19 protein-coding genes and 2 riboswitches are annotated in these 21,394 nt (G+C 43.4%); of the genes, 4 read left to right on the top strand and 15 right to left on the bottom strand.

Annotated elements, in window-relative coordinates:
- Both H8S37_RS00280 and H8S37_RS00275 read left to right on the top strand, forming a co-directional pair.
- Positions 1-333 carry a hypothetical protein gene (locus H8S37_RS00280; protein WP_186874067.1) on the top strand — a complete coding sequence of 111 codons (333 nt, stop codon included), beginning with the start codon at positions 1-3 and terminating at the stop codon, positions 331-333.
- Positions 330-1,061 carry a PHP domain-containing protein gene (locus H8S37_RS00275; protein WP_186874066.1) on the top strand — a complete coding sequence of 244 codons (732 nt, stop codon included), beginning with the start codon at positions 330-332 and terminating at the stop codon, positions 1,059-1,061. Before H8S37_RS00280 ends, H8S37_RS00275 begins: the two co-directional genes overlap by 4 nt.
- A 23-nt stretch (positions 1,062-1,084) precedes the next feature.
- On the opposite strand, the gene H8S37_RS00270 is transcribed toward H8S37_RS00275, so the two are convergent.
- The 14 genes from H8S37_RS00270 to H8S37_RS00205 form a co-directional block, all read right to left on the bottom strand.
- A complete protein-coding gene (locus H8S37_RS00270) occupies positions 1,085-1,774 on the bottom strand; it encodes a response regulator (RefSeq protein WP_186874065.1) in 690 nt (229 codons plus the stop codon).
- Between the two features lies 1 nt (position 1,775).
- Positions 1,776-3,242 (bottom strand): sensor histidine kinase, encoded by a 1,467-nt coding sequence (locus H8S37_RS00265; protein WP_186874064.1) that lies wholly within the window; start codon positions 3,240-3,242, stop codon positions 1,776-1,778.
- A 45-nt stretch (positions 3,243-3,287) separates the two neighbouring features.
- Entirely contained in the window at positions 3,288-3,938 is a 651-nt protein-coding gene (locus tag H8S37_RS00260) for a potassium channel family protein (protein WP_186874063.1), read from the bottom strand.
- A gap of 57 nt (positions 3,939-3,995) precedes the next feature.
- Positions 3,996-5,336, bottom strand: a complete 1,341-nt coding sequence (locus tag H8S37_RS00255) for a TrkH family potassium uptake protein (RefSeq protein ID WP_186874062.1) — start codon at positions 5,334-5,336, stop codon at positions 3,996-3,998.
- Positions 5,336-5,854 carry a hypothetical protein gene (locus H8S37_RS00250; protein WP_186874061.1) on the bottom strand — a complete coding sequence of 173 codons (519 nt, stop codon included), beginning with the start codon at positions 5,852-5,854 and terminating at the stop codon, positions 5,336-5,338. Before H8S37_RS00250 ends, H8S37_RS00255 begins: the two co-directional genes overlap by 1 nt.
- 861 nt (positions 5,855-6,715) lie before the next feature.
- Positions 6,716-7,216, bottom strand: coding sequence for a xanthine dehydrogenase subunit XdhC (xdhC, locus tag H8S37_RS00245; protein WP_186874060.1), 501 nt, complete (start codon positions 7,214-7,216; stop codon positions 6,716-6,718).
- Positions 7,213-8,157: a xanthine dehydrogenase subunit XdhB gene (gene xdhB / locus H8S37_RS00240; protein ID WP_186874059.1), complete on the bottom strand. Its 945-nt coding sequence runs from the start codon at positions 8,155-8,157 to the stop codon at positions 7,213-7,215. Before xdhB ends, xdhC begins: the two co-directional genes overlap by 4 nt.
- A 14-nt stretch (positions 8,158-8,171) precedes the next feature.
- Positions 8,172-10,469 (bottom strand): xanthine dehydrogenase subunit XdhA, encoded by a 2,298-nt coding sequence (gene xdhA, locus H8S37_RS00235; RefSeq protein WP_186875712.1) that lies wholly within the window; start codon positions 10,467-10,469, stop codon positions 8,172-8,174.
- Between the two features lie 65 nt (positions 10,470-10,534).
- Positions 10,535-11,815, bottom strand: coding sequence for an amidohydrolase family protein (locus H8S37_RS00230; RefSeq protein ID WP_186874058.1), 1,281 nt, complete (start codon positions 11,813-11,815; stop codon positions 10,535-10,537).
- A 44-nt stretch (positions 11,816-11,859) separates the two neighbouring features.
- Positions 11,860-11,955: riboswitch (purine riboswitch) on the bottom strand.
- Between the two features lie 14 nt (positions 11,956-11,969).
- The gene (locus H8S37_RS00225) at positions 11,970-12,953 is read right to left on the bottom strand and encodes an XdhC family protein (RefSeq protein WP_186874057.1); all 984 of its coding nucleotides are present in this window, start codon (positions 12,951-12,953) and stop codon (positions 11,970-11,972) included.
- Between the two features lie 19 nt (positions 12,954-12,972).
- A complete protein-coding gene (locus H8S37_RS00220) occupies positions 12,973-13,989 on the bottom strand; it encodes a molybdopterin-binding protein (RefSeq protein WP_186874056.1) in 1,017 nt (338 codons plus the stop codon).
- 17 nt (positions 13,990-14,006) lie between these two features.
- Positions 14,007-15,947, bottom strand: a complete 1,941-nt coding sequence (locus H8S37_RS00215) for an NAD(+) synthase (protein ID WP_186874055.1) — start codon at positions 15,945-15,947, stop codon at positions 14,007-14,009.
- Between the two features lie 12 nt (positions 15,948-15,959).
- Positions 15,960-16,835, bottom strand: a complete 876-nt coding sequence (hslO, locus tag H8S37_RS00210) for an Hsp33 family molecular chaperone HslO (RefSeq protein WP_186874054.1) — start codon at positions 16,833-16,835, stop codon at positions 15,960-15,962.
- A 46-nt stretch (positions 16,836-16,881) separates the two neighbouring features.
- Positions 16,882-17,643: a class I SAM-dependent DNA methyltransferase gene (locus H8S37_RS00205; protein WP_186874053.1), complete on the bottom strand. Its 762-nt coding sequence runs from the start codon at positions 17,641-17,643 to the stop codon at positions 16,882-16,884.
- Between the two features lie 168 nt (positions 17,644-17,811).
- Positions 17,812-17,981: riboswitch (M-box (ykoK) riboswitch) on the top strand.
- 145 nt (positions 17,982-18,126) lie between these two features.
- Between H8S37_RS00205 and mgtE the strand changes: the two genes are divergently transcribed.
- Positions 18,127-19,458 (top strand): magnesium transporter, encoded by a 1,332-nt coding sequence (mgtE, locus tag H8S37_RS00200; RefSeq protein ID WP_186874052.1) that lies wholly within the window; start codon positions 18,127-18,129, stop codon positions 19,456-19,458.
- 146 nt (positions 19,459-19,604) lie between these two features.
- Entirely contained in the window at positions 19,605-20,231 is a 627-nt protein-coding gene (locus tag H8S37_RS00195) for a nitroreductase family protein (protein WP_186874051.1), read from the top strand.
- Between the two features lie 67 nt (positions 20,232-20,298).
- Here the strand turns inward: H8S37_RS00195 and H8S37_RS00190 are convergent, their stop codons facing one another.
- Entirely contained in the window at positions 20,299-21,324 is a 1,026-nt protein-coding gene (locus H8S37_RS00190; RefSeq protein WP_186874050.1) for a branched-chain amino acid aminotransferase, read from the bottom strand.
- Positions 21,325-21,394 lie beyond the last annotated feature (70 nt).

Below are 21,394 nucleotides of genomic sequence, written 5' to 3'. Positions count from 1 at the left end.
ATGGAATTGAAATCCATTCTCACTCTGCCGGAATGTACCCTTCTTGCACAGGGTAATCCTGACCGAACAGTTTCCAAAGTATTCTGCTGTGATCTCTTAAGCATTGCCATGAGCAAAGCACCCGCTGACAGTGTCTGGGTCACAGTCATGGGCAATAAAAATACTCTCGCCGTAGCTTCTCTTGCTGATGTTGCCTGTATTGTCCTGGCAGAGGGCGTTTCTCTGGACGAAGGAACCCTCGCCAAAGCAGAAGAGGAAGGAATTGCCGTATTGTCTACAACACTTCCCGTGTTTGACATCGCACTGGAAATCTATGAGGCGGGGCTTTCGTGAGCGGTCTTTACTACGATCTTCATCTCCACTCTTGTCTCTCTCCCTGCGGGGATGATGATATGACACCTGCCAATATTGTAGGAATGGCAGCCGTAAAAGGACTTGATGTCATTGCGCTTACAGATCATAATAGCTGTAAGAACTGTCCTGCTGCCATACATCACGGACAACAGTATGGTGTTATTGTGATTCCCGGCATGGAATTGTGTACGATTGAGGAAGTGCATATCATCTGCCTCTTTCCCGAACCAGACGCAGCACTTGCCTTTGATCAGTATGTATACAGCCGTCTTCAGGCAGTAGAAAATGACGAATGTATCTTTGGTAAACAGCAGGTTATGGACGAACATGATACGGTAGTCGAAACAGTTAAAAATCTACTAATCAATGCTACGACTATTACTTTTGACGAGGCTTTTTTACTTGCAGCTTCCTACGGTGGTATTGCTTATCCAGCTCACATCGACAAGCCTTCCACCAGCCTGCTTTCAAATCTTGGCTTTGTTCCGCCTGACAGTACATTTACTTGTGCGGAAATCCATGATTTCAAGAATCTACATACAATCCAAAAACAGCATCCTTATTTTTTAAACTGCCATATGATCAGCAGTTCAGATGCTCATTATCTGGAAGATATCAATGAACCTAACTACCAGATTTTTCCCGCTTCCTCCAAAATTCCAGATATTCTATATACCTTATCAGGAGAAACCCGCCAGCCGAAATAGGCATGAAATATGGGATACCGGGATTATGCTTGAAACCGGTATCCTACTCCCACTTCCGTGACAATATATTTTGGCTCCGACGGGTTGTCCTCAATCTTTCGTCTAAGAGTCGCCATGAACACTCTTAAGGTTCCGGCTTCTACCCCTTGCGTATATCCCCATATCTCTTTTAGAATATAATTCTGCGTCAGTACCTTTCCACGGTTCTCAATTAAAAGAATAAGGATCTTATACTCAATCGGTGTCAGGTGTACTTCTGTACCGTTTACCTCCACTGTTCTCTTTGTATAATCCACTACCAGGGCATCCTTGCAATAAACTGTATCTTCTTCCTTTCCTCTCTTTTCTTTTCTGCGCATTGCAGCACGGATCCGTGCGAGCAGCTCTCCCATATAGAAAGGTTTTGTAACATAATCGTCCGCCCCTTCATCTAATGCCTGTATTTTTTCTTGTTCTTCCTGCCTTGCCGACACTACAATTACCGGTACATCCGCGATCTCCCGAACATTTCTAAGTACCTCCATCCCATCTCCGTCCGGCAGCCCCAGATCTAAAATCACCAAATCCGGACGATTTGCATAGAAAAGACGAATCGCCTCTTTCACAGTCCCTGCAGTGTAATATCCATATCCTTCTTCCTTTAAAGACATAGATAAAAAATTTATAATATATTTATCATCCTCCACAATTAAAATATTTTTCTTCTCTTCCATCCTATTCCACCTGCTCTGCCTTCAGCCAGAAGGTGAACCTCGCTCCCCCTTCTGTTCTATTCTCCGCCCAGATCTTTCCTCCGTGCGCTTCTACAACTTCCTTACAAATCGTAAGTCCAAGCCCGATTCCTCTTTTTTGATCTGTACTGCCTTTTATTCCTGCACTGTTCTCCGAAATAGATACAAATTCTCCAAAAATTTTTTCCTCCATCCCCTGCACAATTCCTTTTCCGTCATCTTCCACGACAAAATAAACCTTTCCCTTTCTAGGAAATACATTCAAGCTGATTTTTCCCCCTTCTTCTGTATGCTTCATAGCATTGTCCAGGAGATTCACCAATACCTGTACAATCATTTTTCCATCTGCCTGTACAACAATCACTTCTTTCGGAAGAGAAATGCGAAAATCCCTATGCTCCTTTAGTCCAATAATGTGCTTCTTTGCTTCATAGACAAGATCATCTACGACTTCCTGGTTTTTCTCAATGAACTGTACTCCGCTTTCTATCTTCGTCATGCTTAAAATATTTTCCATCATCTTATTAAGCCAAATTGCCTGCTCCATCACATCTCTTACCAATTCCTTTTGTCCTGTTTCATCCTGATCATGTCCGTTTAATATAAGTCCACAGTCTCCAATAATTCCTGTAAGCGGTGTCCTGAAATCATGGGAAATACTACGCAGCATACTACTTTTCATATGCTCCCGTTCCACCTCCAGCCGAGTCTGTTCCTGCTGTGCATAAATCATTTCTCTGTCAAGGGCAATCCCGATTTGGTTTGCTGCCGCTTTTATCAGCATTTCCTGTTCTGGATGTATCCCCTGTCTGTGATTATACACTTTTAGTATCCCCTGCTGCCGTAACATTCCACCAATAGGAAACAGCAGATAATCACCGGCATCTTCTTCCTTTTCTGCGCCTTTTTTCCCTTCTGTCTTCGCACTTTCTTCTTTCCCTTCCACTATACATTCATATCCAGTATACTCACGGATATATCTCTGTCCCAGTCGGATAATATTTTCCTTTCCCGTAACATTGATAAATTTTTCTGACATTTCCAGAAGACGCAACGCTGTCTGTTCATTTTTCTGGGAAATAAGAAACTGTTTCTGAACACGTACGGCGAGACTGGAAGAAATACAAGCGGCAATCAAAAAAAATACGAGCAGAGCCACATCGTTTGGATTCATAATAGCAAACGTATGCACCGGAACTGTAAAAAAATAATTGAACATCATTACACTAACCGCTGCTCCAATAATCCCATATTCATATCCTTCGGTAAAAACACTGATTAGCAGCACTCCTACCAGAAATACCATCAATCCATTTTCCTTCTCTATTCCGAACTGGTTCAGCAATAGACACACAAGACTGGCGGACAGTACAATCAGCACGCTCCGCAGTATATAGACAAGCCTTTTATAGCCTTTTGTCCTTTGCAGCAATTTTTCTGTCCTTTTCACCTCTGCCTCCTATCCTGCCTCTGACGGATTCCTACATACATTTACTTAAATATTTGCCAGTATCCTGTCAATATCCTTTTTCAGCCCTACCACCATCAAATGATCGCCCGCCTCCAGTATTCTGTCTGACTGAGGCAGAAGATTCAAGTGACCGTCCACCTTGATACCAAGAACACTGACATGATAGGTGGAACGAATCGCAATCTGGCGAATACTCTTCCCTATCCAGCTTTTCATGGGTGGAATCTCAAATATCGAATAACCTTCTGTCAGCTCAATATAATCAAATACATGGTTCGCACTATGCTTTACTGCCAGTCGCTCTGCTACATCCCTGTCCGGATAAATGACCTCGTCCGCGCCGTTACGCAGCAAAAATTTAGCCTGAATATCGCGGTTTGCTTTGCTTACAACATACTTTGCGCCCATCTCTTTTAACAAACTTGTAATTTCCAAGCTGCTCTGAAAATTTGATCCAATGCATACAAAGCAAATGTCAAAATTTCCAACTCCCAAGCTTTTTAACACATCTTCTTTTGTACAGTCCCCCACTTTTGCCATCACAGCATAGGGAAGGAGATCCTGCATGCTTTCCTCATCTTCATCTACAATCATCACTTCATTTCCTAGACGGGACATATTAACACAGAGATGATGTCCAAGTCTTCCCAATCCAATAATTAAAACCGATTTCATTTTTCCTCCTTATCCCCTCTCACTTTCGCTGCATATCTCTTATAAAGAAAGGGGAACTCACCCTATCATAATTTGCTCTGCCGGCTCTCTTACAGGGGCTTCTACCTTGTGCCCGCGTAGAGAGAGCGCAAATGTCATGCTTCCCACTCTTCCACAGTACATTAGGAAAATCAATGTGAACTTTGCTACATTTCCCAGTTCCCTTGTAATTCCCGTAGACATTCCTACCGTTCCCATTGCAGATACTACCTCAAAAGCCACATCTGTTGCATCGATTGTGTGTATCGTAACTATAATAAGCACTGCCATAACAGATAAGAACAAATTGATACTCATTACTGCACTTGCTTTTCGAATCGCTCCATTGTCCAGTCTTCTGTGGAAAATATCACAGTCATGTTTCTGTCTGAGATTCGCGTGTACATATACAAGCAGCACCGCAAATGTCGTTGTCTTAATACCTCCCGCAGTAGAGCCTGGACTTCCGCCGATAAACATCAATATAATAGTAAGTATTTTGCTGCTGTCTGTCAATGCCCCTGTGTCTACCGTATTAAATCCAGCAGTCCGGGCTGTTACAGAGCCAAACAAAGAGCATAGTATCTGTTCGTCAACAGGCCTCCCTTCTATGGTATTCCCCTGTTCAAACACGAATAGAAGCGCCGCTCCTCCAAAAATCAATACGGCTGTCACAAAAAGTGTAATCTTCGTATGTAGTCTATATTTTCGGAAATGAAATTTATGGATGGAAATATCGTTCCAGACAAAAAAACCGATTCCTCCGATGATAATAAGCAACATTAGAACTACATTCACAACCCAATCCCCAGAGTAAGAAGTAAAAGAGGAATATGCCGCTTCCTCTCCCATTAAGTCAAACCCAGCGTTGCAGAATGCAGAGATAGAATGGAAAATCCCAAAATATACCGCCTTCCCTAATTCCATCGTCTGGCTGAATCGCCAGGATAAAATCAAAGCACCAGTTCCTTCAAAAAACAGAGTCCCTATAATAATCTTTTTAACAAGTCTGACAATCCCACCTACCTGCATAATATTGACGCTTTCCTGCAACGTTCCCCTTGTCCAAAGCCCAATTTTTCTGCGCAGGATAATCGCGAAAAAAACGCCGATTGTCATAAACCCCAAACCGCCAATCTGAATTAGGGACAATATTACTGTTTGCCCAAACACAGACCAGTGTTGAAAAGTATCTGCAATAACGAGCCCTGTCACACAGGATGCTGATGTTGCGGTAAATAAAGCATCCACCGGAGAAGTAAATATCCCCTCTCTGGTGGATACCGGAAGTATAAGAAGAAACGTTCCTGCCGCAATAATTAGTACATAGCCTATAACAATCATCTGTGTCTGTGTCAGTCTCTTTCCTGCTCTGCCCATTACGCCACACCTGCCTCATGTTCCATAAGCAGCAACTCCAACCTCTGTAACAATTCCTCACGGTGCCAGAACAGATACACCCCTGCCTGTTTGTAGAGTTTTCTGTTTGCTCTTTCGTTACAGACCCCAAATGTCTCTGCTTTTGGATACATATTTCGAAACAGATTCAGCACAGAAAGATTGTCAATATCTGAATCTCCGGCCGCAATTACATAACGCACCTGTTCTAATCCCTGCTCTATATACATCCCTTCCATCCAGACAGTCTCCACACCGATTTTTTCAAACCAGCCTGTCAGTGCTTTGTTTTCCTCCATGCCAAACACAACAGCCGTCCTGTGCTTTGCCTCTTCTTCTTTCTTAAGCTCTCGTTCTTCCATTCTCCAATCATCTAATTTATTCATCAGACGTAGTCCATAGAGAATTCCACCCGTCACAATCACTCCAAGTAAAAGGTTTGTCATCATATATATCACCCTCTCAAAATAAATACTTCTTACTTTTTCTATATTTATCATAGTCTCTTTTCTATTAAGACGGTGATAATATTATTAAAATACATGTTAAGATTATGTTTAGATAGAAATTTATAAATTTAACGAAGCAACAAGCAGTGTGAAAAGAACAGGCAAACTCTGTGTCATGCTTGCATATAAACAGAAATTTGTCTGCTTCTTTTCATTCGGCGACTGCCGATAGCGAAATGAAGCACATGCGGAATTGAGCTGGCACTGCGGAAGCTGGTAAAAAATGGTACGCAAAAAGAGAAGGCAGTGCAACGCAGGTCAGGGCTACACTGTGGTAAATCCGATTGAATGTTTGTAACAGTGTAGAAGCATATCGTCCATTGGAGCTCCATGCTTCTCACTTAACAAACAGAACAATCTGTATCTACCACGTTCCGCTTAAAATTCCCTGCTTATGCACTGCCTTCTCTTTCTGCTTACGTTCTTCCCCAATTAAATTCACAATTTCAGACAGAACAGAACCGACTTCACGCTGCTACACATTTCCAATCGGAAGCATACAAATTTTTCTGGTTGGAAACTCGTGACAGCGTGAAGTTGATTTCTTTTTAATAAAATTTGACTAACAAGGCTGCCTTCCGAATGGCGGGGTAAAACTTCTGACTGGAAGTGACAGCAAAAAACACTGTGTCAGATAAGCAGGGCATTGACAAGGAGCGTTCCGAATACAGTTCGCCTGGTTCTAAGCACAAAGCATCTGCGTGTTCCGATAGACACACAGATATTTTGTGCTTAGAACCACTCGAACGGATGAGGTAAAGCGGGTCCTGCCCGGTGTTCTGATACAGTGTTTTTGCGTACCTTCTGTTAAAGCTTTTCTTCAAGACGAGGAAGGTATTTTTGTTAGTTAATTTATAATTTTCCTAATCTCTTCTTCATTGTTTTTTCTACTGCGTTTAGTATATTTTCATATCCAGTACATCTGCACAGATGACCAGAGAGGAGTTTTCTTAATTCTTCTCTGGTGTATTCTTTTCCAGATTCCAATATTTCTACCGCACTCATAATAATCCCTGGTGTGCAGAAACCGCACTGTACTGCTGTTTCGTCGATAAATGCCTGCTGAATATCTGAAAGTTCCCCATTCTCTCCTAAAAGCCCTTCCAGTGTACGGATTTCTTTACCATCTGCCCAGACCGCAAGATAAATGCAGGAATTATAACACTCTCCGTCTATTAATACATTGCATGCTCCACATTCTCCTACTTCACACCCCTTCTTTACACTGCTTAAACGGTAATCTCCCCGCAGCATATCCGTGAGTGACGCTCGTACATCTACCATTGTCTCTCGTTCTACACCATTGATCTTACAGCGGACTAGTTTATATTGTATATTTTGTTCTCTGCTCATCCCTGTTCACCTCCCCTATATGCCGTCCCGACATGCAGAGAGTCTGTATGTTCTGTTTTTAGTTCTGTATATCCGGCCCTTAAGATTGCTTCTTTTAATGCGCGCTTACACAGTACTTTTGATATATGTTCACGAAACGCCTTGCTTGCTCTCCAGCTGTCACGCGGCATTATATCTTCCAGTACAGCCTCGGAGACACGCTCTATGCTGTCCTCTGTGATTTTCTTCCCTCTGCCGGCCTCTTCTGCATGTACGGCACGCATTGGGACAGGCCCTGCTACCCCATAGGCAATCCGCACATCTTCTATACTCTTTTTGTCGGCTGTCAGTTTTACATTTACGGAGCATCCCAGAGCAGCAATATCCATCGCATTTCTCATCGCATATTTAATGTAATGTCCTGCATAGCCTTCATAAGATTTTTTCTGAATTAAGATGCCCGTCTGTATCTCTGCCGGACGCAAATCCACCTTGCCTGCGCGAATATAGAACTCCTGTATCGGGATCCTGCGACTCCCTTCCGGTCCAGTTAATTCGATCACTGCGTCCCATGCAAAAAGCGTAGAGGCAGAATCCGCTGATGTCACCCCGTTGCATGTATTCCCTCCGATGGTTCCAATATTGCGAATCTGCGGCCCTCCTACCATATCTACCGCTTCTCCCAGAACCGGAATGATTCTCTGGATCAAAGGATCCCTTGTAATATGAGAAAAGCTAGTTAAAGAGCCTATACGAAGTGTGTCGTCTTGCTCCAGACAGACACCCCTAAGTTCTTCCAGCCCATATATACTAACCAGCTCTGCTCCTGCACGCTTCCCCTCTCTTATCTGTACCAGTACATCACTTCCACCGGCGATAATCTGCGCTGCCGGATGCTTCTCAAGTAACTGGATTGCATGCGATATATTTTCCGCCTCATATAATGCTTTTATATCATACATCTGGCATCTCCTCCTTAAATCAGACCTTCTTCTTTGAACCGTTTAAATAAGATATGTGGTGTCAGAGGAATCTCATTTACCGCCACATTTGTCGCATTTAAAACCGCATTTCGAATTGCCGGAGCAATGGAGCAAGTAGGAGGTTCTCCTAACGCCTTTGTCCCATAAGCGCTGGTAGGCTCATAATTTTCTATAAATTCCGCTTGCAGTCCGGGGTGGTCTAAAAATGTTGACAGCTTATAGTCCAACAGATTATTGTTCAGCGGTTTTCCCGTCTTTTCATCGTAAATCAAATGTTCGGTAAGTCCATATCCAATCCCCATGCTCATTCCTCCATGCACCTGTGCCTTCGCAAGCGCCGGATTAATCAACTTTCCACAGTCATGGACATTAAGAATATCAATGACTTCTGCTCTGCATGCAGGTATGTCTACTTCTACTTCTGCAAAGGTACAGCCAAAGGAATACGCATTATTTTTTATCTGTAAACTGCTCTCCGCTGTTAAATGTCCATTGTTTGTCAGACTGTACATCTTTTCCATTGCCAGTTCTTCCATTGTCATAAGTATGCTTCCGTCTGTTGTCCGAACAATTTTCCCGTTTACAATGTCCATGTTCTCTTTTATCTGACGAGTCAGCTCACACGCAGCATCCAAAATCTTTTCCTTTAGAAGCGTGGCCGTCTTATGGATAGAAAATCCTGCCATATATGTCTGCCTGGAGGCATATGCCCCCAAGCCAAACGGAGTAATGTCTGTATCCTGTACTGTCATAACATGTACATTTTCAAAGGGAATTCCTAGTGTCTCCGCCGCCATCTGCGCAAACGCAGTATCTGCTCCCTGTCCGATTTCCGTCTCTCCTACTTGTACCTGAACAGAACCATCCTGATTTAAAACCATCCTGCATGCAGACGTTTCCAGAGAAATCGGCCACACGCCTGTATTATACCAAAATACCGCCATTCCCACGCCGCGCCGTATCTCTCCGGTCTGATTTTTAAATTCCTTTAATTTCTCTTCATATCGGAATACCTTCTTTCCTTTCTCCATACATTCGCGGAATGTATCATAATAGTTGACATTTTTTGAAAAGCTGTCCTTGAACCCTTTCGGCATAATATTCTGAAAACGGAGCTGATAAGAAGGAAGCCCCATAGCCTTCGCCACATCTTCCATATGGCTTTCCATAGCAAACATTGCCTGCGGAATCCCGTATCCCCTCATAGCGCCTGCCACAGATTTATTTGTAAACACTGTATAGGAATCTCCTTCGATATTCGGACATGGATAAAGCTGCGGGAAACAGTTCATACATTTTGCCCCGATACTGTGTCCATGAGATGCATATGCCCCTTGATCAGAAAAACATTCTATTTTACGGGCTGCAAATGTTCCGTCCTTTCTCACATAGGAAATAATATGTATGCGGATCGCATGCCTTACTCTGTTGCATACAAATGTTTCCTCCCTGGAGACATCCAGCTTCACCATTCTCCCGCCTACTGCCGTACTAAGATATGCGCAGAGTGGCTCATAGAGAATATCCTGCTTGTTTCCAAATCCTCCGCCTATGTAAGGCTTTATTACCCGTACTTTTCCCCAGGGAATCCCGAGCGCCTGCCCTACCACACGACGGCATATGTGGGGAATCTGTGTAGAAGAGACAAGCACAATACGTCCCTGCTCCATATAGGCATAACAGATAAAATTTTCAATATGGCAATGCTGTACCGTAGGAGTCTGATACCATCCTTCTACTTTTGTAAGTCCTGGTTCTTTTCGAGCCTTTTCATACTCTCCATTTCGTATAGTCGTATGCTTCAAAATATTATTGGGGTATGTATCATGTATCTGCGGGGCGTCTTCTTCCATTGCCTTTTGTACATCCAACACAAACGGAAGCTCTTCATATTCCACCTTAAGCGCCCTGACCGCCTGCACTGCGGCCACTTCATTTTCTGCGACTACCGCCGCTATATCATCCCCATAAAACCGGACATGTTCCGTCAAGAGCAGACGATCCGCCACATCTTGATGTGCCGGATCCGTAGACCAGGGATGCCCGGCTGTAGGAAAATAAATTTTTGGCACATCAAAGCAGGTCACAATTTTCACCACGCCTGGTATTTTTTCTGCCTCTTTCGTATCAATAGATTTTACTATTCCATGTGCAACTGTCGCGTGCAGAATCTTTGCCACATACGCTTCTTTGCCGCACAAATCATCTGTATATTTCGCACGCCCCGTCACTTTTTCAAAGGCATCTACTCTTTTTACACTTTTTCCTATTACGTGCTCCTGTCTTTCCATACCGTCACCTCCGCAGGACATTTCCTCTGGCATCTGCCTGTCTTTTACACTCATCTTTCGTTCTTTTATAATACTTTTCTTCCGCCTACATATTTTGCCTCAACCTCACGGTCATCTGCAAAATAAATCATACGCTCCAGTCTTTTCTGGATGTCCAGATATTGTGGGTGTTTTAGTCTGCTGTCATTGAGAACTACAACATCAAACTCATACCCTGGTTCAAAGCTTCCGACCTTTCCAAAGAATTCTCCGCCTCCCTTTGTCGCCATATAAAATACTTCCTCCGCTCTAAGCGGCTTTAGGCTCTCATCTTGTATCCTCCACCTTAATTTAGACGCCTGAACGGCATGTGCCATTGCAGTGAACAGGTTCTCTGTAGTGCCTCCTGCCACATCACTTCCAATTCCTACGTGCAGTCCTTCCTCTAAGAATCTTCTCACCGGAGCGATTCCAGAGGACACATTCATATTAGATTCTGGACAATGGGCAATGAATACCTTATTTTCCTTCATCCTCTCTATTTCCCTCTCATCACTATGTACACAATGCGCCATCACTGTCGGCGCATCTGCTCCGAACAAGCCAAAACGATCGTAGGCGTCGCCATAGAATTCAGCCTGCGGGCACAGCTCTTTCACCCACGCAATCTCACTGATATTTTCTGACAGATGAGACTGTACTGGCAGACTGTACCTTAACTGAATTTTTTTCAGATTTTCCATCAGCTCATCTGTACAACTCGGGATAAAACGCGGGGTTAAGATTGGTCTTGTGTATTTATACTTCTTATGCTCCACATCCTGGATCCATTCCACTGTTTCAGCAGCCGAGTTTTTGGCACTGCCTTCGCTTAGATAATCTGGACAATTCCTGTCCATGTTGACTTTTCCCACCATCGTGCCAAGCCCTGCCTCTTCCAGCAGATCCATCAGAAGAAGTGTCGCCTCTCTGTGAACCGTTGCAAAAATACACGCTCTTGTAGTCGCACTCTTCTTTAAATTTTCTGTAAAAATCTCATAGGCTTTTCGTGCATAATCTAACTCTCTATATTTGGCTTCTTCCGGAAATGTATTGACATTCAGCCATTCCAGAAGCTCCATATCCATCCCCAGTCCCCGGAAAGAATACTGCGGCGCGTGAATATGCAGATCTGCCAGTCCTGGAATCAGAAGTTTTCCTTTATAGTCTCTGACAGGTATTCCGCCAAGTGTAAATGGGAGCGTGCGATATACCCCTTTTACCTTTCCTTGTTCACACACAAGATATCCGTTTTCACAAATTTCAAATTTGCCGGCTTCTTTTGTATAAATAATATCTCCCTGTAAAATAAAAATAGATTCATTCATCTGTCAAACTCTCCTTTACTAATATTCTATAAGACAGCGGGCAAACATACCCTGCTTTTACTTATAGTCAGCTGTTACGGCAGCTGGTAGAGACGTTCAACCGATTATGAACCTATATAAGTATCTATTCTTTTTTCTTATCCTATCATTTTTTTCAAATATCGTCAACTATTTCTAACATGACCTCTATCACGCCGCCGCACACCATACCGGCATCTTCCGCCTCCTCTGCCGTCATATCCACAAGGCAGATTTGAAACTTTGGTTCGTTTATACGCAGCATCTTAAGCGCTCTTTGCATTATTTCACTTTCTGCACATCCTCCTCCAATGGTTCCAATCGCTGTTCCATCCTCGAAAACCAGCATTTTCGTTCCCACGCTTCTAGGCGCTGAACCTTTGCGTGAAATAATCGTCGCAAGTGCTTTTTTCTGTTGTATCTTTTCTTCTCCTTGTCCTGTCAAAGCGCATAGTATCTCTTTTGGATACCCGCCGCCTTTCTTTTCTTTATTTTTCACCTGTATGATTTCTGCCAGAATGGATACCGCAATTTCCTCCGGTGTCTCCGCGCCTATTTTCAACCCGATCGGTGTATGAACATTTTCTAAATCTATACGTGGTATTCCTTTTTCTTCCAGCTGATTTTTCACAATTTCTGTGCGCCTTTTACTCCCCATCATTCCCACATAGGCTCTTGGCTTATGTAAAATTGCCTCCAGACAGAGCGCATCATACCGGTGCCCCCTGGTGACAATGATAAACCATGTATCCAAATTACCTGGGATTTTAGAAAGTCCTTCCTCAAAAGGCTCACAGAATACTCTGTCCGCCCCTGCCTGCCTTGCATGATCGGCGAATTTAGGGCGATCCTCCAATACAGTAACAGTAAATCCCAACATCCTTCCCATCTGAATCACCGGAATAGAGACATGTCCCCCGCCACAGATGACCAGCTCTGGCGTACGTCCTGCCCGTTCAAGGAAAATACGCACATCCTTTCTTAGCATCTTTTCGTTCTTTTCCTTTTCTGCAAGCAGATACTTTTTTCCCATATCCGGCCCTTCCAATACTGTCTCTATCCAGATGTCACCTTCCTGTTCTGTCATCGCCTCTCTTAATTGTTCGTAAAAGCCCGTCATATGTGAGCTCCTTTCTCTCCTATTTTCCAAATCCACAGTTCGGAAACGTACACGTAGGACAGTTCAGGCAAAGCCCTCCTTCTCCTAAGCTATAGAAATCCTCCGCACAGAGACGCTCTCCTGCCGCAATCCTGGGCAACACCAGGTCAAAAATCGTGCGCCTTGCATACATCACACATCCCGGCAGCCCCACAACCGGAACCTCTCCAGCATAGGCAAGCATAAACATTGCACCGGGCAGCACCGGCGCCCCGTAGGTAATCACTTCATCTGACGCATTTCGGATAGCCAACGGGGTCCTGTCATCCGGATCCACGCTCATTCCGCCGGTACAGACAACCAGTTCTGCCCCTGCTTCTATCCATTCTTGTATCGCATCCGTCACCATGCCTGCGTCATCATTACACAGTGTATTTCCCATGATTTCCATGCCGGCCTCTTCTAATTTTTTCTTTACAACAGGCGTAAACTGATCCTGGATGCGTCCATAATACACTTCACTTCCCGTCGTCACAATACCCGCTTTCATTTTTCTGAAAGGAAGCAGATGAAAGATCGGTTCTCCCGCACAGATCTCCTCTACATGATGCATTTTTTCTTCTTTGATCACAAGAGGCACAACTCTCATCCCTACAATTTTGTCTCCTCTTTTGACCGGAAAATCCCCATGTCGTGAGGCCAGCACTATCTCTCCTATGCTGTTTACCTTATTTAACTTCTGCCTGTCAATCTTTAAAAGCCCGTCGCACTGTGCTGTCAGTTCAATTTTTCCTTCTTTTACTTCAGAAGGCTCCATATACTCTCCCTGACATACCTTACGCAGAATTTCCGCCGCCTCATTTTCATGCAGCATCCCCTCTTCCTTTTCCCATACATAGAGATTTTCCTTCCCTACAGAAAGCAGTACGGGTATATCTTCCTCCGTCACAACATGTCCCTTACGAAATACCGCATCTTTTACTACTCCAGGGATAATCTGCGTAATATCATGGCAGAGCACACAGCCCACAGCCTCTTTCGTTTTGATTAATTTCATAGCTTTATTTCTCCCTTTTATCTGGATTCTGTATTTTCCATTCTGCCAAATATTTCTTTTATTTCCTGTAACCAGACAGCCGCGCTGGCATCACTGGGCATTCTCAAATCCCCTCTTGGAGAAAGTGCAACCGTTCCAATCTTTGGCCCGTCAGGGAGACAGGAACGCTTAAACTGCTGAGAGAAAAACCGTTTCACAAAAATTTCCAGCCATTTCAAAATCGTCTCTGTATCATACTCCTGTTCAAATGTATCCTTTGCCAGGCGGAAGATTTTTGCCGGACTGTATCCAAAGCGGAGCATATAATATAAAAAGAAATCATGCAATTCGTAGGGCCCGACTAAATCCTCCGTACACTGTGCGATATCGCCGTCTTTAGGCGGCAGAAGCTCCGGACTGACCGGAGTATCCAGCACATCATACAGCACTTCCTTTAATCTTTCATCTGTTGTCTCATCTGCGGCATACTTTACCAGATAACGCACCAGTGTCTTTGGCACAGAGGCGTTCACGCCATACATAGACATATGATCTCCATTGTAGGTCGCCCACCCAAGCGCCAGCTCTGACATATCTCCTGTTCCGATCACCATGCCTCCTGTCCGGTTGGCAATGTCCATCAAGACTTGGGTTCTCTCCCTCGCCTGCGCATTTTCATATGTAACACTGTGATCGCTTTCTTTTTGTCCAATGTCTCTAAAATGCACGCGCACTGCCTCTGCAATAGGTACCTCTTTCAAGGCAGCCCCCACCTGTTCTGCCATTTTGCAGGCATTCTGATAAGTCCGATCTGTCGTTCCAAAACATGGCATTGTCACAGCCAGAATTTCTTTTTTATCCTTTTTCAACATCTCAAATGCACGTGCTGTCACAAGCAGGGCAAGTGTAGAATCCAGTCCTCCGGAAAGCCCTACTACTGCAGTCTTTGCTCCTGTATGTGCCAAACGCTTCTTTAATCCCATCGCCTGGATCTCCAAAATCTCTTCGCACCGCTTGGAACGAATCTGCTCGTCGGCAGGAACAAACGGCTTTTTCGGAAATTTTCGTGTCAATTCTGCTGACTCTTTCTTAATAGAAAACGGAATCCGCATAAGCCTTCTTTCTTCGGCAGCTTGAAATGTCGTATTTCTTCTGCGCTCTCCGATTAATCTTTGTATATCAATCTCCGTATAAATCACTTCATTTTTAAAACGCTTTGCCTCCGCAAGCACTGTACCATTTTCCGCAATGATATTGTGCCCGCCGAACACCACATCCGTAGTCGATTCGCCCTCTCCTGCATTTGCGTATACGTAGCCCGCAATCAGCCGCGCAGACTGCCCCTGAATCAGTTCTCTTCTATAAGTATCCTTTCCAATAGTCTCATCGCTGGCAGAACAGTTCACTAATATGACAGCGCCTTCTGTCGCCGCCTGGATACTTGGAGGAACCACAGACCAGACATCCTCACAGATTTCCGCAGATACGATCAAGTTTTCTATAGAGTCTGCCTGAAATAAAAGCTGCGGCCCAAACGGAATTTTCTTCCCTTCAAATAAAATTTCCCTTGCGGTTTTGGGTCCTGGGGTAAACTGACGCATCTCATAAAACTCCCCGTAATTTGGAAGAAACGTTTTCGTCGTCAATCCCAGCAATTCTCCATGGTTTAACGCCGCCGCCACATTATAGATCTTCTCCTCTATTCCCAGTGGAACGCCGACAAATACCAGACAATCCTTGTCCTTTGTAAAAGCTGCGATTTTAAATAACGCCTCTTTCGCTTTTTTCAGCAGCACATCCTGGGCAAACAAATCGCTGCAAGTATATCCTGTGACACACAGCTCTGGAAATACTATGATTTTTGCATGTTCTTCTACTGCCGCTTCGATCGACTCGCATATTTTTTTCGTATTATACTCTACATCTGCCACCTTGATGTCCGGCGTTGCTGCCGCTACTTTTATAAATCCGTCTCTCATCTTCTTACCTGCCTATCTGCTTTTCTTCAATAATTCCTTTAGTTCCTCTACTGTGTAGTTGTACGCAGTATTACAGAAATGACACTTTACCTCAATTTCTTTTCCGTCGTCAATCATGGACTGTATCTCTTTTTTACCAATACTGATAATTGCCTTCTCAATCCGCTGTTTTGAACAATTACAGTAAAATTCCGCCGGAAGGGTGTCCGTCACCTCCACATGCAGCCCCTCCAGTACCTTCTCCAGCATTTCTTCCGGCGTATGTCCATTATCCAGCATAGCGGTCACAGACTGAATATTCTGTATATTCTTTTCCAGCTTTTCTAACACAGCCTCTTCTACAAACGGCATCACCTGTACAATAAAGCCTCCGGCACACCGCACTGTATTGTCCTTTTCCATCAAAACTCCAAGTCCTACAGAAGACGGAACCTGCTCAGAGGTAGCAAAATAATAGGTCAAATCCTCCGCAATCTCTCCTGTCTGCAAAACCGTCTGTCCACAATAGGGTTCCTTTAATCCCATATCCTTGATGACATTTAAAAATCCTGCTCCCAGTGCTCCGCCTACATCCAGCTTTCCGTTTTTGGGCGGCAGCATTACCTCTGGGTTTACCACATACCCTTTTGCCCTTCCCTGGCTGTCTGCTGTGACTGTCATTCCTCCGATCGGCCCTGCGCACTGTATCTGTAATGTCAATATATCTGTTGGATTTTTCATCATACTTCCCATCATTACGCCGCCTGTCAGCAGACGTCCCAGAGCTGCCGTCGCCACCGGGCTTGTATGGTGCTTTTCGCGCGCTTCTTCTACCATATGAGTCGTAGATGCCGCAAACGCGCGGATCTGTGTGTCTGCCGCGGCTGCTCTTACAATATAATCGTTCATCTATCTTTATCCTCTCTTTCTCTCTATTTATATGTACTGCTTATTCTCATGTTTTCTTCCCGTACTCCCTGGCTATTACATAAATCCGCTCACTCTGAAGAGTCGGGGAATTCTTTGTAAATGCGTCATAGGCTGTGATAAATTTCATCCCTGCTTTTTCGATATATTCTCGCATCTCTTCCAAAGTATATGCTCTCTGGTAATGGATTTCCTGATATTTCTTATATATATTTTCTTTTCCTTCCCGAATAAACAGACTTAAATCATATTCATTGATTTTTTCTTTTTCATAATAGTAATTATCCCAGATAAAACTACAGTCCTCGCGATTTTCCGCAATGGTTCTCTCTCCTAAGATTTCTCTGTATTTATACTCCGTATTGAAGTCAAAAATAAAAATGCCTTCTGGGTCTAAATAATTATTTACCCAGTAAAACATACGTTCCAAATCTGCCGGTTCTGTAATATAATTCAGAGAATCACAAACACTTACAGCTGCACGCACCGTCCCATAGAGCTCAAACGTCCGCATGTCCTGCTGCAAGTACAGAATATTGTGCCCGGATTCTAGTTTCTTTTCCATTGCTGCTTCCAGCATATCTTCCGAATTGTCTATGCCAATCATGTCATATCCATATTCTGCTAAAATCTCTGTCATGGTTCCAGTGCCACAGCCGAGATCTGCCACAAGCCCTTCCACAACACCATATTCCTGTAAAAGTCCATGCAGATATTCTCCCCACTCCCGGTAAGGAACATTATCCATAAACCTATCGTAAACTGACGCAAAACTTGTATACGCTTCCACTTACACGCCTCTCCAACTTCCGACAGACACTCCCTTCTGCTGTATCTGCCTTATAATAGCCTATATAGTATAACATATCCTCTTGGCACAGTACAATGTCCATGCCTCAAAACTTTTTCTTGACACCTCCTGTCTTCTGCACTACAATGAGTAGGTAGAAATTTCATAATATTATTTCGGTAGGTGAGGTTACCACAGGGATTGGGTTGATTCCTTAAGATTGCTGCCGCGAGATTGTGGAGACACAACGAGTTGGTTAGCAGGCTATGTCGTGAAGGCATAACCTAATGCAATTATTACGCCCTGTGATACTAAAGCTTGAACGGTATAAGTAAGATTGAGGCAGAAGACTTTGCATAGTTCAGGCGATGCATGGTCTTTTTTTCTTTACATTTACAAAAGGAGGTGAGGTTATGGATTCTGGTGCCAGTTATCACTCGTGCAGCTTATTTACAACATATATAGAAAAAAGAGGTATATATTATGGACAAAGATATTTTTGTAAAGCTTCTCCAGCAGCGTCAGTTCAAAGCTGTGAGAAGTATTTTGGATGTCATGAACGAAGTCGACATAGCCTCCCTTCTTTCCGATTTGGATGACAAGGAACTCGCACTTGCCTTCCGTCTGATTCCAAAGGACAAAGCAGCAGAAGTTTTTTCTAACATGGACAGTACCATGCAGACTTATCTGGTGGAAATGTTCACAGAAAAAGAGTTAAAAGAACTGCTGGATGATCTATACATGGATGACACCGTTGATATGCTGGAAGAGCTTCCCGCAAATCTGGTAAGCCGGATTCTTGATACAGTAAGCTCATCTGACAGGCTTATGATCAACGAGCTTTTAAATTATCCAGATGACAGTGCTGGGAGCATTATGACTACGGAATACGTAGATATACGCAAATCTATGACGGTAGCGCAGGCGATGGCACATATCAAAGAAACGGGTATCCACAAAGAAACCATTTATACTTGTTATGTCACCGAACGCAGACAGCTTATCGGTACCGTATCGGCAAAAGAACTGATGACAGAGGATGACAACACACTGATAGCAGAACTGATGGAAACCGAAATTATTTCCGTTCACACACATACGGATCAGGAAGAGGTAGCACAACTGTTAAGAAAATATGATCTGCTCGCCCTTCCTGTGCTCGACGCGGAAAATTATATGGTAGGAATTGTCACATTTGACGACGCAATGGATGTCATGGTAGAAGAGACAACGGAAGACATTACGAAAATGGCAGCGATGAGTCCCAGTGAAAAGCCGTATTTTGCAACTTCTGTATTTGCACATGCGCGACACCGCATTCCCTGGCTCCTCGTCCTGATGTTTTCTGCCACTGTGACAGGTACCATCATCACCCGTTATGAAAATGCTTTCAACGCAATTCCATTGCTTGTCTCCTTTATTCCAATGCTGATGGACACAGGTGGAAATTGCGGTTCCCAAAGCTCAACTTTAGTTATACGCGGAATCGCACTGGATGAGATTCACTTTAAGGATTTGTTTAAAGTAATGTTTAAAGAATTCCGTATCTCTGTAATCGTAGGACTCGTCCTTGCCCTCGCTAACGGGGTACGAATTTTTATCATGTACCAAAATGCAACACTGGCATTCGTAATTGCATGTTCGCTTGCAGCTACCATTGTAGTTGCCAAGCTTATCGGCTGCCTTCTACCCTTGTGTGCTAAACAGATCCATTTGGACCCTGCAATCATGGCTTCTCCGCTTATCACTACACTGGTAGATACATTTTCTATTTTGATTTATTTTAATATTGCAACTGTGTTCTTTCATTTATAAAATCACGAATCCTCGTATAAACGCATACTTCACATAATATAAGCTAATACACACCTTTTCAAACGTAGGAAATATAAATAAACCGAGATAGTTGTAAATTATTTTACCATGAGGAAATCATAAAATAAGAGTGGGAGGCTTTAAAATTGGATTTTTATGAAGCAGTAGAAAAAAGAAGAACAGTAAGAGAATTTTTGGATAAAGAAGTTGATTTTGAAGTTATTAAAAAAATTTTAGAAGCTGGTAATAAAGCCCCGACATGGAACCATAATCGTAATTGGAGTTTTATTATTTTAAAAACAGATGAGGAAAAAGAATATGCTTTTGAGTATGCAAAAAAAATAGCTGATAAATTTGACGCTGAAAAATATTTGAATATTCCAAGACCTTATCCAGTTACACTCGGTCAGAAAATGTATGCATATGCAATGCCAAGACAATTTACAATGTTAAAAAATGCTCCCTATGTAATAATTCCTGTGTTTAAATCAAAAGACTTAAACGGCGAATATGTATCTGAATTAAATCCATTTTCCACGATTTGGTGTGTCATAGAAAACATATTTTTAGCGGTGGCCGCTGAAGGGCTGGCATGTTCTATGAGAATACCTTTAAATGAAGAACATGATATTGTGAAAGAAAAATTAAAGGTACCGAGAACATATATGATACCTGCGTTTATTGGAATTGGTTATGCTGACCCAAACGAAAAAGAATTAAAGCAGCATTACCCTGAAATCGAGAAACAATTACACTTTGGCAGATGGAAGTGAAAAATGCTGTAATTATAGGGGAAATCGGTATAAGCCGATTTCCCCTGCGCTTCTATTTTGTCTACGGTTATTCAATCACTTTAATCCAGCCTTCCGGTGCTTCGATATGTCCCATCTGAATCCCAGTCAATGTGTCATACAGCTTCTGAATCGTCGGTCCCATCTTCTCCATACCGCTTGGGAAACAAATTTCTTTTCCATGGTCAACGACCTTGCCTACCGGAGAGATAACTGCTGCGGTTCCACACAGGCCGCACTCTGCAAATTCTTTCACTTCTTCTAAATATACATCCCTTTCTTCTACTTCCAATCCCAGATAATGCTCTGCTACATATAACAGAGAACGCCTTGTAATAGAAGGAAGAATTGTATCAGAATGAGGAGTTACAACCTTATTGTCTTTTGTAATAAAAATAAAGTTTGCGCCGCCAGTCTCTTCTACTTTCGTCCTTGTCGCAGAATCCAGATACATATTCTCATCAAATCCATTCGCATGCGCCGTCACGATTGCATGCAGACTCATTGCATAGTTCAGACCTGCCTTAATGTGTCCCGTTCCATGCGGCGCGGCGCGGTCAAAATCAGACACACAGATTGTCAGCGGCTTTACGCCTCCTTTGAAATATGGCCCGACTGGGGTTGTAAAAATACGGAACTGATACTCATCTGCCGGCTTTACACCGATAACCGGATTGATTCCAAACATATACGGCCGGATGTACAGTGTCGCTCCGGAGCCATATGGCGGCACATAAGCCGCATTTGCCTTTACTACCTGCACGACTGCGTCCACAAAACGTTCCGCCGGAAATGGAGGCATTTCTAAGCGTTTTGCAGAATTGACCAGACGTTCTGCATTCAAGTCCGGACGGAATGCCACAATATGTCCATCCTCTGTTGTATACGCCTTCAACCCTTCAAATATCGTCTGTGCGTACTGCAAAACTCCTGCACATTCGTTCATTACAATATTGGCATCTGTTATCAGCGCTCCATCATCCCATTTACCGTCTTTAAAATTTGCAACATACCGTTTATCAGTAGGTATATAACTAAATCCCAGGTTTTCCCAGTCAATCTTTTTTTTCTCCATATAGACTCCTCCATTCCTCTGCACCATGCAGACCTTTCTCCAGCCATCTGGTTCTTTCGTCTGCTCATTG

Source organism: Mediterraneibacter hominis (genome assembly GCF_014287475.1).
GTDB lineage: Bacteria > Bacillota > Clostridia > Lachnospirales > Lachnospiraceae > Mediterraneibacter > Mediterraneibacter hominis.
The sequence above is the reverse complement of the archived record's forward strand: the minus strand, read 5'-3'. Positions and strand labels throughout refer to the sequence as shown.